14 protein-coding genes and 1 tRNA gene are annotated in these 16,489 nt (G+C 39.2%); 8 read left to right on the top strand and 7 right to left on the bottom strand.

Annotated elements, in window-relative coordinates; all coding sequences use genetic code 11:
- The first annotated feature begins 22 nt into the window (after nucleotides 1–22).
- Nucleotides 23–2,728, top strand: a complete 2,706-nt coding sequence (locus tag LBYS_RS04930; RefSeq protein WP_013407778.1) for a PD-(D/E)XK nuclease family protein — start codon at nucleotides 23–25, stop codon at nucleotides 2,726–2,728.
- Here LBYS_RS04930 and purL read toward each other — a convergent pair.
- Nucleotides 2,725–4,965, bottom strand: coding sequence for a phosphoribosylformylglycinamidine synthase subunit PurL (gene purL / locus LBYS_RS04925; RefSeq protein ID WP_013407777.1), 2,241 nt, complete (start codon nucleotides 4,963–4,965; stop codon nucleotides 2,725–2,727). The two genes, LBYS_RS04930 and purL, sit on opposite strands and share 4 nt — an antisense overlap.
- Before the next feature lie 198 nt (nucleotides 4,966–5,163).
- On the opposite strand from purL, the gene LBYS_RS04920 reads away from it, so the two are divergent.
- The 3 genes from LBYS_RS04920 to LBYS_RS04910 all read left to right on the top strand — a co-directional run bounded on the left by LBYS_RS04920 (nucleotide 5,164) and on the right by LBYS_RS04910 (nucleotide 6,733).
- A tRNA-Ser gene (locus LBYS_RS04920) sits at nucleotides 5,164–5,248 on the top strand.
- 164 nt (nucleotides 5,249–5,412) lie between these two features.
- Nucleotides 5,413–5,772, top strand: coding sequence for an ISAon1 family transposase N-terminal region protein (locus LBYS_RS04915; protein ID WP_041824239.1), 360 nt, complete (start codon nucleotides 5,413–5,415; stop codon nucleotides 5,770–5,772).
- Complete coding sequence (locus LBYS_RS04910; protein ID WP_013407775.1) at nucleotides 5,750–6,733, top strand: ISAon1 family transposase; 984 nt, start codon at nucleotides 5,750–5,752, stop codon at nucleotides 6,731–6,733. Before LBYS_RS04915 ends, LBYS_RS04910 begins: the two co-directional genes overlap by 23 nt.
- A gap of 211 nt (nucleotides 6,734–6,944) precedes the next feature.
- On the opposite strand, the gene LBYS_RS04905 is transcribed toward LBYS_RS04910, so the two are convergent.
- From LBYS_RS04905 to LBYS_RS04885, 4 genes are all read right to left on the bottom strand, one after another.
- The gene (locus LBYS_RS04905; protein ID WP_013407774.1) at nucleotides 6,945–7,415 is read right to left on the bottom strand and encodes a hypothetical protein; all 471 of its coding nucleotides are present in this window, start codon (nucleotides 7,413–7,415) and stop codon (nucleotides 6,945–6,947) included.
- Nucleotides 7,416–7,433: 18 nt separating this feature from the next.
- Nucleotides 7,434–8,921, bottom strand: a complete 1,488-nt coding sequence (locus LBYS_RS04900) for a T9SS type A sorting domain-containing protein (RefSeq protein ID WP_013407773.1) — start codon at nucleotides 8,919–8,921, stop codon at nucleotides 7,434–7,436.
- A gap of 1,423 nt (nucleotides 8,922–10,344) precedes the next feature.
- On the bottom strand, nucleotides 10,345–10,494 hold the full coding sequence (locus LBYS_RS19020) for a DDE-type integrase/transposase/recombinase (RefSeq protein ID WP_148225771.1): 150 nt from the start codon (nucleotides 10,492–10,494) through the stop codon (nucleotides 10,345–10,347).
- 422 nt (nucleotides 10,495–10,916) lie between these two features.
- Nucleotides 10,917–11,225, bottom strand: coding sequence for a transposase (locus tag LBYS_RS04885; protein ID WP_013407771.1), 309 nt, complete (start codon nucleotides 11,223–11,225; stop codon nucleotides 10,917–10,919).
- Nucleotides 11,226–11,299: 74 nt separating this feature from the next.
- On the opposite strand from LBYS_RS04885, the gene LBYS_RS04880 reads away from it, so the two are divergent.
- The 3 genes from LBYS_RS04880 (at nucleotide 11,300) to LBYS_RS04870 (ending at nucleotide 14,770) form a co-directional block, all read left to right on the top strand.
- Nucleotides 11,300–11,683 (top strand): pyridoxamine 5'-phosphate oxidase family protein, encoded by a 384-nt coding sequence (locus LBYS_RS04880; RefSeq protein WP_013407770.1) that lies wholly within the window; start codon nucleotides 11,300–11,302, stop codon nucleotides 11,681–11,683.
- A gap of 89 nt (nucleotides 11,684–11,772) precedes the next feature.
- Nucleotides 11,773–12,423, top strand: a complete 651-nt coding sequence (locus LBYS_RS04875) for a DUF937 domain-containing protein (protein ID WP_013407769.1) — start codon at nucleotides 11,773–11,775, stop codon at nucleotides 12,421–12,423.
- 94 nt (nucleotides 12,424–12,517) lie between these two features.
- Nucleotides 12,518–14,770 (top strand): hypothetical protein, encoded by a 2,253-nt coding sequence (locus LBYS_RS04870; RefSeq protein WP_041823443.1) that lies wholly within the window; start codon nucleotides 12,518–12,520, stop codon nucleotides 14,768–14,770.
- On the opposite strand, the gene LBYS_RS04865 is transcribed toward LBYS_RS04870, so the two are convergent.
- Nucleotides 14,761–15,297: a Crp/Fnr family transcriptional regulator gene (locus tag LBYS_RS04865; protein WP_013407767.1), complete on the bottom strand. Its 537-nt coding sequence runs from the start codon at nucleotides 15,295–15,297 to the stop codon at nucleotides 14,761–14,763. The genes LBYS_RS04870 and LBYS_RS04865 overlap by 10 nt on opposite strands.
- Before the next feature lie 65 nt (nucleotides 15,298–15,362).
- Here LBYS_RS04865 and LBYS_RS04860 point away from each other — a divergent pair, with 65 nt between their 5' ends.
- The gene (locus LBYS_RS04860) at nucleotides 15,363–16,058 is read left to right on the top strand and encodes an HAD family hydrolase (RefSeq protein WP_013407766.1); all 696 of its coding nucleotides are present in this window, start codon (nucleotides 15,363–15,365) and stop codon (nucleotides 16,056–16,058) included.
- Between the two features lie 84 nt (nucleotides 16,059–16,142).
- Here LBYS_RS04860 and LBYS_RS04855 read toward each other — a convergent pair whose 3' ends face one another.
- A complete protein-coding gene (locus tag LBYS_RS04855; protein WP_510186329.1) occupies nucleotides 16,143–16,472 on the bottom strand; it encodes an NUDIX domain-containing protein in 330 nt (109 codons plus the stop codon).
- Between the last annotated feature and the right edge of the window lie 17 nt (nucleotides 16,473–16,489).

Here is a 16,489-nt window from a genome sequence, read left to right as displayed (position 1 = left end):
CTAATGAATTCAAATTACCTGTATGACAACTACATTCTTAGGACGAGCAGCAGCTGAAGTATTTCAAAGTGCAAAGGATTTAAGTGATTTACAAAAACTCCATATTGTGCTTCCGAGCAGGAGAGCAGCCCTGTATTTTGGAAGAGAATTAGCGTCTTTATCTGCTATTCCATTCTTTGCACCTAAGATTTCATCTATAGATGATTTTATTCAGGAAACTTCAGGTTTGCAATTGATTAAGTCGGTTGATCTATATTTTGAGATATATAAGGAATGGAAGCAGTTAGATGGAAGTCTTACTTTAGAGCATTTTTTGACCTGGGTTCCCACCTTGGTTAAGGATTTGAATTTGATAGATTCTTCACTTTTAGATGATACGAAGGGATTGTTTACCTATTTGGATCAGGCCGATGCGCTCAAAAGATGGGGGATTAACGCTGAAAATAATGTAGTAACGGATTTTGCGGGTTCTTACTTTAGCTTCTTTAAGAAGATGGGTTTGGTTTACCATACATTGCGAGAGCGTTTAGCCGCGAAAGGAGTAGGTTATTCGGGTCTTTTATATAGGACTGCCGCTGAAAAGGCCATAGACAAAGAATGGAAAGAAGATTTTTATTTTATTGGGCTTAATGCTCTAAGTACTGCGGAAGAGGTGATTATCAAACATTTGGTTCATATAGGAAAAGCAAAGTGTATTTGGGATACAGATGATTACTATATGGAATCCAAAGATAAGGCCGGTAGGAAACTCCGTAAGTATAAGTCTTCTAGGTTATTTGGGAAGGAGTGGTACTTTCAGGAATCTTTGCTCCAAGGGACAGAAAAGCACATACAGGTATATAAGTTGGGGTCGCAGGTTTTACAAAACAAATTAGCTATGGATCTAGTAAGGAAATCAAGTTCCTCTTCACATGCCGTAGTAATTCTTGATGAAATGGATTTACCATCCATTTATACCTTGGTACCTGGCCTTGACATGAAGATCAATATATCAGGGGGTATGTCTTTGAAATCCAGCGAACTTATGGCTGCTATAAATTTACTTTTGGATATCTCTGATCAAGAAAAATTGCGTTTAGAGGATCTTAGAATGTTGATGGAACAGCCTCTCATTAGGGAGTTAGTTAAAGGGGAAGTGGAATGGACTAAGTTAGAAAGATTAGCTTATAAGAGTACCCGATTATTCTATGAGCGAGAGGATTTGAAGATGTCACAGGGCAGTTTATGGGATGAGATTGTGGGAATGACTGAGGTGGGAAGTTTTGTAAGGGGAGTAGAACGTATACTTAAAACGGTTGAAGCCCTAGAGTGGAATGAAAAGCCATTTGCGCAATTAGTACTTAAGGAACTGCCTTCCGTCAAGAGGCATTTAGATGTTAGTAAACCTGCTTTCCGTTTGCTTTTTCAGGAGTTTTTAAAGGGCTTGAGTTTGCCATTTGAAAAAGAGCCGAATGCCAAGGTGCAAATCATGAGTATGTTGGAAACCCGATGTTTGGATTTTGATGAGGTCACCTTTTTGTCTTTTGTAGAAGGAAAGCTGCCTACGGCTAATAAGAGCAATAGTTTTTTACCTTTTGATGCCATACTCGAGTTTAAATTGCCCACATATTCGGATCAGGACGCCATTATGGCGTACCATTTCTATCGGTTGCTTCAGAGAGCGGAAAAGGTGAATATTTTATATGTTCAACAGGGAGGATCCGGTGTGGGAAGACAGGAAAAAAGTAGGTTTATTTACCAGATCGAAGAGGAGTTATGTAGAGATCCAAAGGTGGACGGGAAGATAAAATTCAGCACTACCGAGATCAATTTGGGGGATTTAGTGAAACCTAAGGAGATTACCATACCTAAGACGGATGAGATTCTGGAGAAAGCCAAGGATTATTTTACAAATAGAGGCTTGAGTGCTACGGCCTTATCGGAGTATTTTACCTCTCCCTTAGCCTTTTATTGGAAATACTTAGAGGGGATCAGAGAAAATAATATGGATGAGGCCACTATAGGTGCGAATGTATTTGGAACACTGATTCACTATGCCCTTGAAAAGGCAGATCTTCCCTATGTAGGAAAGTCAATTACCAAGGAGGATTTGGAAGCTCAAAAGCTTTGGGTCATCAAGAATTTCGATCAACTTATTCAAGAATGCAAACCGGAATTTGACTTCAGTTATGGATTGAATGCAGTGTTGAAGAAAGTAGCTTTAGATCTCCTTATAAAATACTACCACATGCGTATTCGGACCTATACGGAGCCTTTTACCATTGTTGCCTTAGAAAAGAAGTTCCGAAAAATACTGGATATTGGCGGAATTAAACTGAAGGTGGAAGGGGCTATAGATAAGTTAGAAAAGCATGGAGATACTTTGGTCATAATTGATTATAAGACAGGTAAGGTGGAAGATGTAACCTATACTCATAATCCAGAGGTTTCATTTACGGAGGAATTAAAAGAGCGAAAAAGGGATAAATTTAGACAGCTCCTTTTGTATTTCTTTTTGATCCATTCTGAAGAGGTTCCGGATGCGAAGTATGGATTTTACAGTTTCCGCGCTTTGAATGATAGGATAGATATGGAAGTGAAAGGCTTAAGTAAGGAGGAACTATTAAGTGGGATACAAGGATTGATAGAAGAGATGGTTTTAGAGGTACTGGATAAAGAAAAACCTTTCTCCGCCATTGAGGGAAGAAAGGTTTATGAGAATTCTACTTTCAGTAATCTGCTGAATTAAGCTTCGATCAGATTTTTCAAGGAATTTTTATACAAATCATTTGCTTCAGCAGAGGTCAAGATGGTCTCACCGTTAATGATGTGATCAGCATTGGTCACTTTTCCAAGTTTCAAAGCTGGTACATTTAAGTGGGCAATTGCAGCTTCAAATGCTTCTTCATCTTTTACGGAAACGATGACTCTACCTTGAGCTTCGCCGAACCAGAACGCGTCTTTACGACCAGCATCTGCTTTTACATCAAAGCCTAGGTTATTAGCGATAGCGGCCTCAGCAAGGGCGATGTATAGACCTCCGTCAGATAGATCGTGAGCGGAAATTACTGCTTTACTTTGGATTAATGAAGCCAAAGCTTTTTGCATAGCAAATTCCTCTTCAAGATCAAAATATGGCGCAGGAGACGCTTTTACTCCTCTGTAAGAATACAGGTATTCAGAAGAGGCTAGGTCTTCAACGACTTTACCTATTAAATAAATAGTATCTCCTTCGTTTTGGAAGGCCAAAGTCATTTTGTTTTCCAATTTTTCAATGAGGCCAAGCATACCAATAGTAGGAGTAGGGAATACCGGACCGTCATCAGAGCTTTGGTTGTAGAAGCTCACGTTACCTCCAGTTACTGGGGTATTGAATTTTAGGCATGCTTTAGACATCCCTTTAACGGCGCCTACAAACTGCCAGTATACTTCCGGATTATAAGGATTACCAAAGTTTAAGTTGTTCGTGATAGCCAAAGGCTCTCCACCGGAACAAACTATGTTTCTAGCAGCTTCAGAAACCGCTATTTGAGTACCTATTTCAGGGTCAGCGTTAACGTATCTTCCGTTACAATCTACTGTAATGACGATACCCTTGTTCAAATCACCTTTTTCTATGGTTCTGATACGTACTACAGCAGCGTCTGTTGGATGGTTTGTACTAGCATTAGCAGTACCTACCATGCTGTCGTATTGTTCGTATACCCAGTTTCTCGATGCAATGTTAGGATGTGAAAGCAGGTGTTTAGCTACTTTCTTGAATTCTTCTGTGTTTTTCACATCCTGAACATTAGATGGGTCAAATTTCTTGAATTCTTGATAGTAGGCTGGCTCTTTGTATTCTCTGTGATACTGAGGAGCTCCACCACCTAGGACAAGATCGTGTGCAGGTACATCGGCGATTAGTTTACCGTGCTGGTAGAAGTGCAACCTTTTTGTATCAGTTACCTCACCAATCTTCTTACAGTGAAGATCCCATTTCTTAAATATCCCTTCGATTACTTCTTCTCCGCCTTTTTGGATGACTACTAACATTCTCTCTTGAGATTCAGAAAGTAGGATCTCCCATCCGTGCATGTTTTCCTGGCGAGTAGGTACTTCATCCAGGTTTATGATCATTCCGTGCTCACCTTTGGCACTCATTTCTGAGGTAGAACAAATGATACCTGCGGCGCCCATGTCCTGGATACCGATCAGGTAACCGGAATTGATGATTTCAAGTGTAGCTTCTAATAGAAGTTTCTCCATGAATGGGTCACCTACTTGCACAGCAGGAAGCTTTTCTTCTGATTTTGAAGTGATATCTTCAGAAGCGAAGGTTGCGCCATGAATACCGTCTTTACCTGTTGCAGACCCTACGATATAGACAGGGTTACCTACGCCATAGGATGTGGCAGAGGCTTGTTTACCTACTTCAAGAATACCTGCTGAGAAGGCATTTACTAGAGGGTTAGTGTTATAGCATTCATCAAAGTATAGTTCACCACCTACGGTAGGTACACCAAAGGCGTTTCCATAGTCTCCGATACCTTTAACTACTCCTTTTAAGAGTCTTTTTGTTTTAGGTAAGTTAAGGTTACCAAAACGTAAGGAGTTCAACTGGGCGATAGGTCTCGCGCCCATGGTAAAAATATCTCTGTTTATACCTCCCACGCCAGTTGCTGCACCTTGGTAAGGTTCCAGGGCTGATGGGTGGTTATGCGATTCGATTTTAAAGCTACATGCCAATCCGTCGCCAATATCAATTAGACCGGCATTTTCTTCTCCGGCTTTGGCTAACATTTTATCGGATTCCTTAGGTAAGGTTTTTAACCAAACGATGGAGTTTTTGTAAGAGCAGTGCTCAGACCACATCACGGAAAAGATAGATAATTCAGTGAAATTAGGATCTCTTCCTAGGATGGATTTGATTTTGTCAAATTCTTCTGGTAGTAGGCCAAGTTTTTTGGCGGTTTCGACGGTAGGCAATGATTCAGTATGTTCCACTTGTTACAGTTTTCTTACTGCAAAGTTAAGAGTAGAATGGTTGGGAAAAAAGTTGAAAAAGATTTTAATACGAAAATGCCTGAGAATAAGGGATTTTGAAAATTGTCTCTTGTAAAACTGCAAAATTTCCTGTTTCAGCGCTTGTATTGATAAAAAATTCTCCTACCTTTGCATCCGAATTGACGGCCAGTCAATCTTAGAGAGATGGCAGAGTGGTCGAATGCGGCGGTCTTGAAAACCGTTGACTGTAACAGGTCCGGGGGTTCGAATCCCTCTCTCTCTGCTTGGGGGGATTTCTTCATGAAATCCCCCTTTTTTACGTAAATCAAGTATCCGTTCTCTTTCATTTTCAGATGGTTATGGACAGAAACAGGATCAAGTCGAAAACGTGGGGGGAGATGAAATTTATAGTTTCTTTGCAAGAGAAAAATATAGGAGAAATTGAGCGTGCAGGAGGACTTAGTAAGGTTATTGTTTCCCAGAGAGATTGTTGATTATTTTGATTGTACTAAAGTTATAGAAGTAGATGGTACGCTCAACTTTCATTTAGAAGAGCTTAATGTAGCTCCTGCCGGATATATGCAAGAGCAGTTAGAATCGAAAGGTTTTCTTCCTGAGATAAGGGTTCAAGATTTCCCCATCCGCGGCAAAAAGGTTTATTTACACATACTTAGGCGTAGATGGCGTGTAATATCGAGTGGTGAGACCATCAGTAGAGATTGGGATTTGGTAGCAAAGGGATCTAGAATGACACAAGAATTTGGGTTGTTCTTAAAAAAAATATTTGGACCACAATCCGGTAAGTAGCCATCAATTAGGCCATTTTTTTCATGTTGATGGAAAACAATTGGGCCAGCAGTACAAAGACCATTTTAGTGATTACCACGATTGGGATCAAAGGGAACACGCACAAGAGTGGATGTTGTTTGCTGAGAATGTTGGGGAACGTTTAAGCATTGATGAAACTGCACTTTCTCAAGGCGAACTCTATACAATCGTTACCAATAAAGCTGCAGCAGGCAGAAAAGGTGCTCTAGTAGCCATGATCAAAGGCACTCGTGCTGAAGATATTAGTGCGGTACTCGAAAAGATTCCTTGGCAGCTTCGTAAAAAGGTGAAAGAAGTAACTTTAGACATGGCAGCAACCATGATAAAGGCCGTCAGGCGTAGTTTTCCCAATGCGTCCAGGGTAATAGACCGCTTTCATGTACAAAAACTAGCTTTCGATGCAGTTCAAGAATTAAGGATAAAGTACCGATGGGAAGCCATAAATGAGGAAAATGAAGCTATTACAAATGCAAAACGCAAAAATGAAACATACGAACCGGAAATTCTGGCAAATGGAGATACATTAAAGCAGCTTTTAGCACGAAGTAGGTATTTACTATTTAAACACCAGAGTAAATGGACGTTATCTCAATTTGAACGAGCTAATCTTCTTTTTGAACGCTACCCGAAACTGGATCAGGCCTATAAGTTATCGGTTCAATTGGGCAATATTTTTACTTACAGCCGAGCAAAAGAAGATGCTTTTAAAAAGCTAGGAATATGGTACCAGCAGGTAGAAAAGAGTGGAATCGACGCATTTAACACTGTTTGCAAATCTGTACAGGCCCACTATTTACACATACTAAACTACTTCAACAACAGAAGTACAAATGCGTCCGCGGAATCCTTTAATGCAAAAATAAAAGCCTTCAGAGCCTCTTCAAGGGGCGTACGAGACATCACATTCTTTCTATATAGACTCAAAAATATCTATGCTTAGATAAATCTCCCCCCACGTTTTCGACTTGATCCCAGAAACATCCATCATGTACGGTGTTCGATAAATACCATTTTGGTAGTATAAGTTAGTGATTGCTTTTCGGATTATTAAACTTCCAGATGAGTAATGATTAATGTTAAAGAACTAACTAAGATCAGGTTTATGCCTATCGAAAGATTAGGATTTTAATTATACACATTATGAGATAATATCACTCTTTACGTACTGCTAGCGTAACTATATAATCTTCGAGTGCGACAGGCGCTTCCGGATTTTCTATAACCGGAAGAATCTCGTAAAACGCGAGTTTATAACCAAAAGCGTAGTTCGTACCCCACGTATTATTAAACAAAGGCTCTAAATCTGACTTGGGTATTGTTTTGTTGTATACGGCAGTACTAATAGAAATAGTTGTGTCAGAAGTTGGGCTGAAAACTCTTAAAGAGAGGCCAAAGTTTGCACCTGGGTAAACCAAAGTTGTGCTGTAATTTTTACCTCTGGTATCCCATAAATCTTCTATCTTTACTTTATAGCCGTCTCGAAATGCAACTTCTTCACCGTATTTAAGTGTAATACAGTTTTTACATTCGCCTTTTTTTAATACACTATCTCCTTCAGAGCAAGCGAATAAACTGATTGTAAATACTAACAACAAGGAGGATGTCTTAGTTACTGTTAACATAACAAAAGATATTTAATATTATTCAAATAAAACTCTGATACTCTCTTTCTGATTTTCGCTATCTTCAATAATCACATAGTACAATCCTCTTTTAAATCCGGATATATCAATTGCGATTTCTTTATTCTTCAGAAAATCGGCCAACTTTCTGTCATCTAAATCAAAAATTTTAGTGAGACTTCCAGCCGATTCATGTGCGATATGAACACTCTTAATACCTTTCCCTGGAGTTTCGTCGAATGATATGGTAAGTTTCTCTTTAGCAGGATTAGGGAAAACCTTATATGAAGAACCCGTAGTAAAAGTAATATGTCTTTGGGATGTACCGCAACTATTGCTTACATTTAGTGTAAACATAACTGACTGGCCCGGACTAAGTTGAAATGTGTATTCATGAGGGCCAGAAACATATCCGGCTATAGCTGTACTGGGTGTCCAACTTGTAGTAGTGTTGAAAGGATTATTAGTTCTCACAATATACCAAGTACTGGCCGAAACTGAATTTACCGTATTTACAAAGTTATTAACATTACCAGAGGTCCCATACAGCATATCCTGTAAGTAAGGAGTATTTTGTGACCAGCTAACCGCACTTAGCACAGAGCCATATTCTAATTCCAGTCGTGATCTATCTCCTTGTCCTGGTGTAAAAGAACTCATACATGCGGGAGGGACATAGCTCATTATATTGTTTGTTAACGGGGTATAAGTAGCTCCTGTAATACCACAACTGCTGCCATTAATCGAGGCTACTGTTCCATCCCAATTGCAGCTTGAGTTTACACTTAGATTATTGATAAATGGGTCAGCTGGAGTATCTGCCACAAAATCTCCACATGTTGTACCATTTGAACCATTAGGGTTTTCTAAACACTCGGATGGCACAGGGTTCCCATCGCAATCAGTTCCTCCTCCTTCACACCCATGGAATGTATGAAACAAATTTAGGAGGTGACCTACTTCATGAACTAATACATTAGAGGTCACCATCGGAGTAGTATTATACATCCCACCAATAACCACTGATGTTCCCGGAATGCCGCTAGCCTTTCCCATATTCCAATCATCATTTTCTAAGAGATAAATGTTAAGGGCATTAGAGGCATTGTTAATTGAAATTAGATTATTAAACTTTGTATCACAACCATCACCCCAGTTTGAAGTGTAGGTACTGTTATCAATAAAATCATATCCAAGATTGTTAAAAAATATTCCGTGGTTAGAAAAAGCGTTTCGAAGATTATGTAATATTGGTTGAATCACAGAGGGAGATTGTCCACCTGTGCCGCTTGTATTTCTTACAATATGAAATTTAATATTGACAATGTAATTATTGCAATTGTTAGAATAACCCGATAAAGAGTTCCCGGATTTTAACATAGCATTTGCTAAGGTATTTCCGTAATGATGAGCTGTTCCGCAAAAACTTTGACCATATACTCTGTTTTCGTGGAAAACAAGTCCTATTATTAGGATAACAAAAATGTGTAAATTTCCCTTTCTCATGGTAATTAATGTTTAAATCGTGTGAATAAATAATTATACGATAAAGTTATATTTATTATTAGAAATATTCAATCTTTTTTAGCCGGAAAATTAGTTAACGGTAAAATATTTTTCATTTTATATCAGATTTCTTCCCAACTGGGTTTTAATACAGAATATTTGAGAAATTGTACATTCTTATTTGTCAAAAGGGTACATAAGGTGACCACGTGAAAGGGTCACCTTTTTACACGTTATTGATTAAATTAGGGGTGTATAAAGGAATCGCGTTATGGTAACTATTGTAGAATATCTGCGGGAGTTGTCTTACCCGGCTAAATTTTTTATTGGGTTGGGCATTAACCTTTTTGTAGGGATGAGGCGGTTTAACCGTAGAGGTCATGGAGGTTTACAGCATTACAGCAATTACTTTGTCGGGCTGATAACGACCATTTTTGAAGGGTTACTAAAAATACTGGCTCTCGGTCTGATGCTTTGGGGGGTAGGGGGATGGATTTTCAGGGATAGTATGGGTTGAAAACAGTACGGGGTAGTACAGAATTTATACACCCTTGCATTCCGGGTGGCCAAAAGGCACTCCCTCCTGACGTCGGGGCAGCCTTTTGACGGAAAAGCGGTACAGCCTTTTGTTCCGAACCGTTCTCCTGGCACTTCACCTTTCCCCACGATTCGATACAACAGGCTGGGCATTTGGTAAGACTGTAGACTACGGGCTGTTAAGGTACTACTGCGACTGCTTCCACTAAAAATACTGTTAAGATAATGGCTCCATTTGCTTCGATAATCGGCATTACCAATCAGCTTTATGAGTTGTTGGAAGTTAGCGTTATAGCATCTGAACAGAATTTTCCGCTAGCGTTCAGCGTCACTTATAAGTACCAACAATACTACTACTCTTCCTGAATAAGGCAGATTTTCTGAATTTTGTCCCTTTGCTCCGATAGTTCTATTAATTATATACTCAATTTATATCACCAATAAGAGATATAAATTGAGTCTTTTTTGGCCATTTGTTCGCTACATTATAGTTCATAACAACATAATAATTTGCTTTTACACTTTAAAGGCCATAAATTTATAATTCACTTTATAGTGATTTATAAGAATGTACATTATTAAAGTTAAGTGGACCCCATTCTTAGGACAATTATTACTATTGTTAACATAGGGGGGCAGGGGGGGAGTTGATAACCTATCCCGCTTGTGGATAACCCATTTTTCTATGCCACTAAGTTAAATCTTTCTGCTGGAATATCCATTCCAATACCCTGTTGGTTTCGCTCGTGGTTGTAAAATTTAAACCATTCGCTTAAATAATGCCACGCCGTCTTCTTCAGGATTTTAGTACACATACTCCCACTTTACACTTCGCCACAGTCTTTCAATAAAGCAACGGCTCGGCCTTTCCCATCCATAGAAATGGCTACTCCTTCAATAAGTCCAGATAAACATCGGAGGTAAATTGACTGCCCTGATCACTATTGATTATCTGGGGTACACCATTTCGGTCAAAAGCTTCTGTTAAGCAGTTGGCTACCCACTGGGCATCCATGGTGTTGCTGATTGACCACATATCTGCTATATAAATCTATTGTGGCCACACGATACATAAAGCCTGTTTTCATGGGAAGATAGGTGATATCCACCGCTCAGACTTGATTCGTCTTTTCCGGTTTAAAATTCTTTAGCAAGTAGGGATATTTGTACTTGCCTGGGTCTGCTATACTCGTATTGGGCTTCGGATAAAAGGTCTCCAACCTCATTAACCATCGCAGCCTCTGAACCCGTTTACGATTTACCTAGAAGCCCAACTTTGTTAGTTGCTCTACCACCCTCCGACTGCCCATAAAAGGGTATTTGAGGTATATTTTGTCAATTTCAAACATGAGCTGTAAATCATCTTTACGCTCTACTACTGGACGGTAATAAAAGCCGCTGCGATGAATTCCCAAGAGATTGCATTGCTTAGAAATGCACAGTAGTTTATTCGATCATTTAGAGCCTTTGTTTAAGGCCTGTATCTGATTCCACTTTTTTTTTTTGAAATTCAATTTCTACCTTCTGCTGGCCGATTTGTGCATATAGAAGTTCCTTCTCCTGTTCCTCAATAGTGGATTTCCCAACAGACTTCAACTCAAAAATCTGAGCACTTTTCTCCAAAAAATCCTTCTTCCAGTTAGTGATCTGCTGTGGATGAATCCCAAATAATGACGCAAGCTCCGACAACGTTTGTCGCTCCTTTAAGGCTTCCAAGACCACCTTGCTCTTGAATTCCGAACTGAATTGTCTACGTGTGTTTCCCATAATATTACAAGGCATTAAAATTGATAATTCAAACTTAATTCCTTGTCCTAATTTTGGGGTCCATTATCTTTCCCATGAGCAGACAGGAAGTGGATGAAGAGGGAAATATATGGTACTTGTTTTCTTCAGAAAGTAATACATTTCAGCACCTTAAAGTTAACCCCAAGGTCAGTATTCAGTTTGCTCATGTTAGTGATTATAATTTCCTTTCAGTAAATGGTGAAGCTGAGGTATCATCGGATAAAGAAACAATTGAAAAGTATTGGAATAAGATGATGGAGGGGTGGTTTGAAAAAGGTAAAGAGGATCCCAGGATTAGGGTTTTAAAATTTATACCTTTTGAGGCGAAATATTGGGATAACAAAACTAATAAATTAGCTACAGTATTTAAAGTGGCACTTAGTGCTATTTCAGGACAATCACTAGACATAGGGAGAGAGGGGAAATTAGATTTTTAGGATTTTAAAATATTCTTGTATATTGGTCTGGAATTGTTACTAATTAGCAATTCTCCGTCAAAAGATAAATTTAAACCAAGATAACCAAGATGAATATTTCAGACCTAATTACTGGAGGAATAGGTTCCAGCGTTACTTCAGGCGTAGCCAGAATGCTAAATATTGAAGAAAGTAAGGCTAAATGGATCGTTTCTGCAGCAGTACCCTTAATGATAGCCGCTTTGAATTATAATGCCAAAAATAAGAATCAGGCCAGCAATATTGATAATGCTTTAAGTCAGCATTCCGGCGGACTTTTGGGGAATCTTACAGGCTTATTAAGTGCTGGACCAAGCGAAGACGGTAATAAGATTATAGGACATATTTTCGGCAGTAATGCAGGATTTGTAACAGAAAACCTATCCCAAAAATCTGGACTGTCCTCTTCTCAAGTTAGCTCTGTTTTATCTGTTTTAGCACCTGTGGTTATGGGTTACTTGGGACAGCAAAAGCAATCTCAATCTTCATCTGCAAGTGATTTATTGGGAAGCCTTCTTTCTGGAGGAGCAAGCAGCAGTTCAGGAGGTGGATTATTAGGAAATTTGATAGGTAGTGTACTGGGTGGAGGAAAACCTGCGCCATCTCAGGCTGATCCTATGGGAGCTTTGGTTAACTTAGCGGGAGATTTCTTTGGTAACAAAGGAAATAGCGCCAAAGCTGGAAATGTATTGGATAATTTAGCAGGATTATTCGGAAGATAATCCGATTCGTGAATCTATACTTAACCCCGGACTTTGTTCGGGGTTTTTCATTTTTATGCAGATTTTGCGTTATATCCTCGTGAATAGTTCTAGAATGAAATATATAATTTTAACAATAGGTTTAGGCATAGGTGGGATCTTTACTACCTTAAAGAAATGGGGTTTCCAGTGGGAGAATAATTTTGAGCAATCCATAATTCAAGATAAACAGGAAGTAATCCTTGGCTTTTGGGAGGTTCCTGAGCGCTTGTTGGTTGCTAGAAAATTTAAGAATGGCTATTTCTTGATACAAAGAGACCCTGCCGGTACCTATATGGTGCCCAGGGGGAAGAATCTTGTCAAGGATTCTAGAACCGTAATTCAAAACAAATCCTTTGATCAGTCCCTGATCCTTAGTCAGAACTCTGATCTTGGAGGATTGTTTCCTCCGGACAACTTCCCCAAAGAGGAGATGCCTAGCTTAGGATATCAATTAAACGAAGAGGGAGAATGGGTCAAAGCTTCTGTGCAGAAGGTGGCTCAAACGGTTCAACAAGGGCTATTTAACTATCCTCTACCCAAGGGGAATAATACCACAGATTGGTCAGCTTTTCCTGATTTGAAGGTTCCTCAGGGAATAACCCATGTAGGTGGTTACGGGTTTCCACTGTATAAGGACGAGAGATTACAAAATGGGAAGATCAATTTGCTTTCCAAAGGTTTTACTAATCTGGTGAATCTGAACGCATTACCAAGAGCAACATGGGAAGGTAAGAATTCCTATTACTTTAACCAACTGTATTACCTTTTGATTATTGCTGCCAGGGATATGGTCAAAGAGGGAAAAAATGGAGGAAAATACGGGAAAGTCAAGGCTATCGCAGATCTACCTAATGATCAAACGAATATTCCATATGACGGTTTAACGGTAGAAGGAGCTAGAGAATTAGGGAAACACGTATTCAAGGTGACTTGTTGTGGAAATTCTATAGATGATGCCCGTTATAATATTCCTCAAAATGAAGCTGTGATCATGCTAGATGAAGAGAGTATGACCCAGAAAAACTGGTCGGGAGGGGGGCATTATGACTTCTTAGGTTATATCAATGAAGGAATGATAGCAGAAGCCGGTCCGGGTTTACGCATCTTCTGGTACGCTCAACCTGTTCAACAATGGTTTAATGCTCAGGTAGCCAGAGGTGCCAATAATTTAAGTGATAGAGAGGTGGAGGCTGCGTTTAACGTAAGAAATCTTTTGATGACTTCTCCGGGCTGGAAAAATAGTACATGGTATGTGGATGCTTCAGGAGCATACTCCAAAGTGCCTTTTCTTAGTAAAACCGATATTTACCAGAAATCAAATGGAAAGTTTGTTACGGACGCTTCGGGGAAAAGAAAATACAGAAATGATGATTTTCAGATCAAGGTTTATAACAGAACTTTTTCTGTTTTGGGAACACCCCACGATAACATTAAATATGCTCTCCAAAATACCAAAACGGGAGAACAATTGTTTGGTAGACAATATGTAGATCTGGCCAAAGATGGCAGTGCCACTATTAAACGTGAATATTCAAGGAGGGGCTTTGACTGGCACCAAAATGGCTTAGCGCGGCCCTATCCCAAGTATTGGGAACCGGAGACTAAGATGTGGGTAGAAGGCATATACAGAAGAGCGGATGGAATTATGCTGGATCTTTTGATGCTTGGATATCTAGAAAAGGGTAAGTGGGACATCAGTAAGGCCAATTCCAGGTTTAAACTATATGGAGAGCATCGTCCTCAGACAGAGCCTTGGACTTTTGGTGGTAATTCTGTGGATGTCAGGGAAGTAGGAGAGTCGCAGATTTTCTATGATACTTTTATGTTATTGCTTTCCGGTGGACAGGCCATTTCTTCATGGGATGATGGGTTTTACAGGAAAGAGTTGCCTGCGAAAGGACAAAAACTCTACGATAAGGATGATTATTGGGGACGTTATCACAGCAAGTTGGCAGCCGTTCAAGCAGTTTTAAAGCCATTAGAAGGATCTCGTTCTACTGACTGGACCTACGTGCATTTCTATTATCCATTTGTAGGGCAGAAGAACTCAGAGGTCATTTCTTCCGGGATTTACTATAATGGAAAGCTTCAAGTTTTCTTTTTGAATCCCACTTTGGAAAACGGAGAAAAGCAGGTGTTAACCTTAAAAGCGGGGACAAAGACCTATACTATTACTCTGGATGGGCATGAATTGGAGTATAAAATTTTTGATGTGCCAAAGGGGTTGACACCGCAAGACTTTAAGTTGAGTTATACTACAATTTATGGTAGGAATGTTAAAGTAAATGGTAGGGTTAGTAACAAGATTTCTGAGCATTACGAATAGTTTTTTAGGGTGCGGTTCAATGCACGAACCGTCACCCCTAAATATGCTGCCAGGTCCGTTTTAGAGATAGGAAGGTTTTTCCAATCTTTCAATTGTTTTAAATTGAATTCTATATCGTTAAGTTGTTGAATAGAAGCTCTTTTTGCAGTATCTACTATACGTTTGGTGCAGGAATCAAGGAGTAATTGATTGAGCTCTAGATCTTTCTCCAGCCACATTCTAAAATGGTCAATGGGTACCACAAAAGTTTCTAAAGGAGTGAGGGCTTGAATGGAACACAGCACCTGGCCTCTTTGGATAGCTTCTACTTCCCCTAATATTTCTCCTTTGCCTAAGAATTCTACTATAAACTCTTTGTCATTAATATCTGTGTAATAGCATTTGACTATCCCGCTAATGATGCAATACACATGGTTTAATTGAGCACCCTGCCTAATGATCACTTCCGTTTTGTCAAAGGACTTCTTAAGTATACTATGGGATTGCTTTTGAAAGAATTCGAGCAACCTTTCATTTTCTTTTATCATGGGACAATTGTCCTTTTGTTGAATTGATTCTCAAATGATTTTTGTGATAAAAATAGTTTAAAATCATGAAAATTAGTGCAATAGCATTTGATGCGGACGATACCTTATGGGAAAATGAGAGTCATTTTCAGGAGATAGAAGGTGATTTTTGTTCATTACTAAGTTCATTCGGGTCAAAAGAAGATATTTCTGCTAAATTATTAGAGGTGGAAATGAAGAACCTTCCCTATTATGGTTTTGGGGCGAAGGGTTTTACCTTAAGTATGTTAGAGACTGCGGAGCGCATCATGGGACATCAATTAGAGGTTTCATTAGTCCAAAAGATCTTGGGCTTCGGAAAATATTTATTAGATATGCCCATAAACCTTTTACCTGGAGTGGAAGAAACTTTAGATCATCTACATGGTAAGTTTCCGCTGTGTTTAATTACTAAAGGGGATCTTTTAGATCAAGAGAGAAAAGTAAAGAAATCTGGACTAGGTAGATATTTTTCCGAAGTTAGGATCTTGTCTGATAAAAGAGAGATGGATTACGAGGTCTTTCTAAGACAAATTTCATGTAGGCCTGAAGGATTTTTGATGGTAGGTAATTCTATGAAATCAGATATTTTACCGGTGATCCGTATAGGAGGACACGCGGCCTATGTTCCTTTTACTTATACCTGGGCACATGAAGTTCATCAGGAAAAGGTAGAACATGAAAGGATCTACGCCTGTAAGGAGATTTCGGAAATCTTACTTGTGATTAGAGAGGTGTATTAAGCCTCTCTTTTGAAAACATGTAATTTTAAGTATTGTAATAACATGATCGTCTTTCCATCACAAATCTCCCCACTGCGTATCATTTCATAGGGTTTTTGGAATGGAAATTTCTATGTTTTCACCTTCTTCTTCCAGTCCGCCTCCTTCACCTTTTTTCATCTGTGAAGAGTATTCTGCTATATAGAAATGTAGAATTTCGGTTACAGATCCTGGCGACATATAGGCCTGAAAGATCTTTTGGATTTTATCCACTTTGTAACCCGTTTCTACTTCTGTTTCTCTCCTGATGGCTGTTTCGGGATCACTTTTATCTAATATGCCGCCACAAGCTTCGATTAACATTCCGCTTGAATTCCCTTTGATAAAAGTGGGTAGGCGGGTTAAGATCACGTGAGTGAAATTGTACAATAAAATAACGGCTCCATTTCCTC

This window comes from Leadbetterella byssophila DSM 17132 (genome assembly GCF_000166395.1).
GTDB classification, from domain to species: Bacteria; Bacteroidota; Bacteroidia; order Cytophagales; family Spirosomataceae; genus Leadbetterella; species Leadbetterella byssophila.
The sequence above is the reverse complement of the archived record's forward strand: the minus strand, read 5'-3'. Positions and strand labels throughout refer to the sequence as shown.

Bases quoted from the DNA above. Each gene is read 5' to 3' on its own strand.
- LBYS_RS04930 (WP_013407778.1), top strand. From the start codon at position 23: ATGACAACTACATTCTTAGGACGAGCAGCAGCTGAAGTATTTCAAAGT.
- LBYS_RS04905 (WP_013407774.1), bottom strand. From the start codon at position 7,415: ATGTTAACAGTAACTAAGACATCCTCCTTGTTGTTAGTATTTACAATC.
- LBYS_RS04900 (WP_013407773.1), bottom strand. From the start codon at position 8,921: ATGAGAAAGGGAAATTTACACATTTTTGTTATCCTAATAATAGGACTT.
- LBYS_RS19020 (WP_148225771.1), bottom strand. From the start codon at position 10,494: ATGTGGTCAATCAGCAACACCATGGATGCCCAGTGGGTAGCCAACTGC.
- LBYS_RS04885 (WP_013407771.1), bottom strand. From the start codon at position 11,225: ATGGGAAACACACGTAGACAATTCAGTTCGGAATTCAAGAGCAAGGTG.
- LBYS_RS04880 (WP_013407770.1), top strand. From the start codon at position 11,300: ATGAGCAGACAGGAAGTGGATGAAGAGGGAAATATATGGTACTTGTTT.
- LBYS_RS04875 (WP_013407769.1), top strand. From the start codon at position 11,773: ATGAATATTTCAGACCTAATTACTGGAGGAATAGGTTCCAGCGTTACT.
- LBYS_RS04870 (WP_041823443.1), top strand. From the start codon at position 12,518: ATGAAATATATAATTTTAACAATAGGTTTAGGCATAGGTGGGATCTTT.
- LBYS_RS04865 (WP_013407767.1), bottom strand. From the start codon at position 15,297: ATGATAAAAGAAAATGAAAGGTTGCTCGAATTCTTTCAAAAGCAATCC.
- LBYS_RS04860 (WP_013407766.1), top strand. From the start codon at position 15,363: ATGAAAATTAGTGCAATAGCATTTGATGCGGACGATACCTTATGGGAA.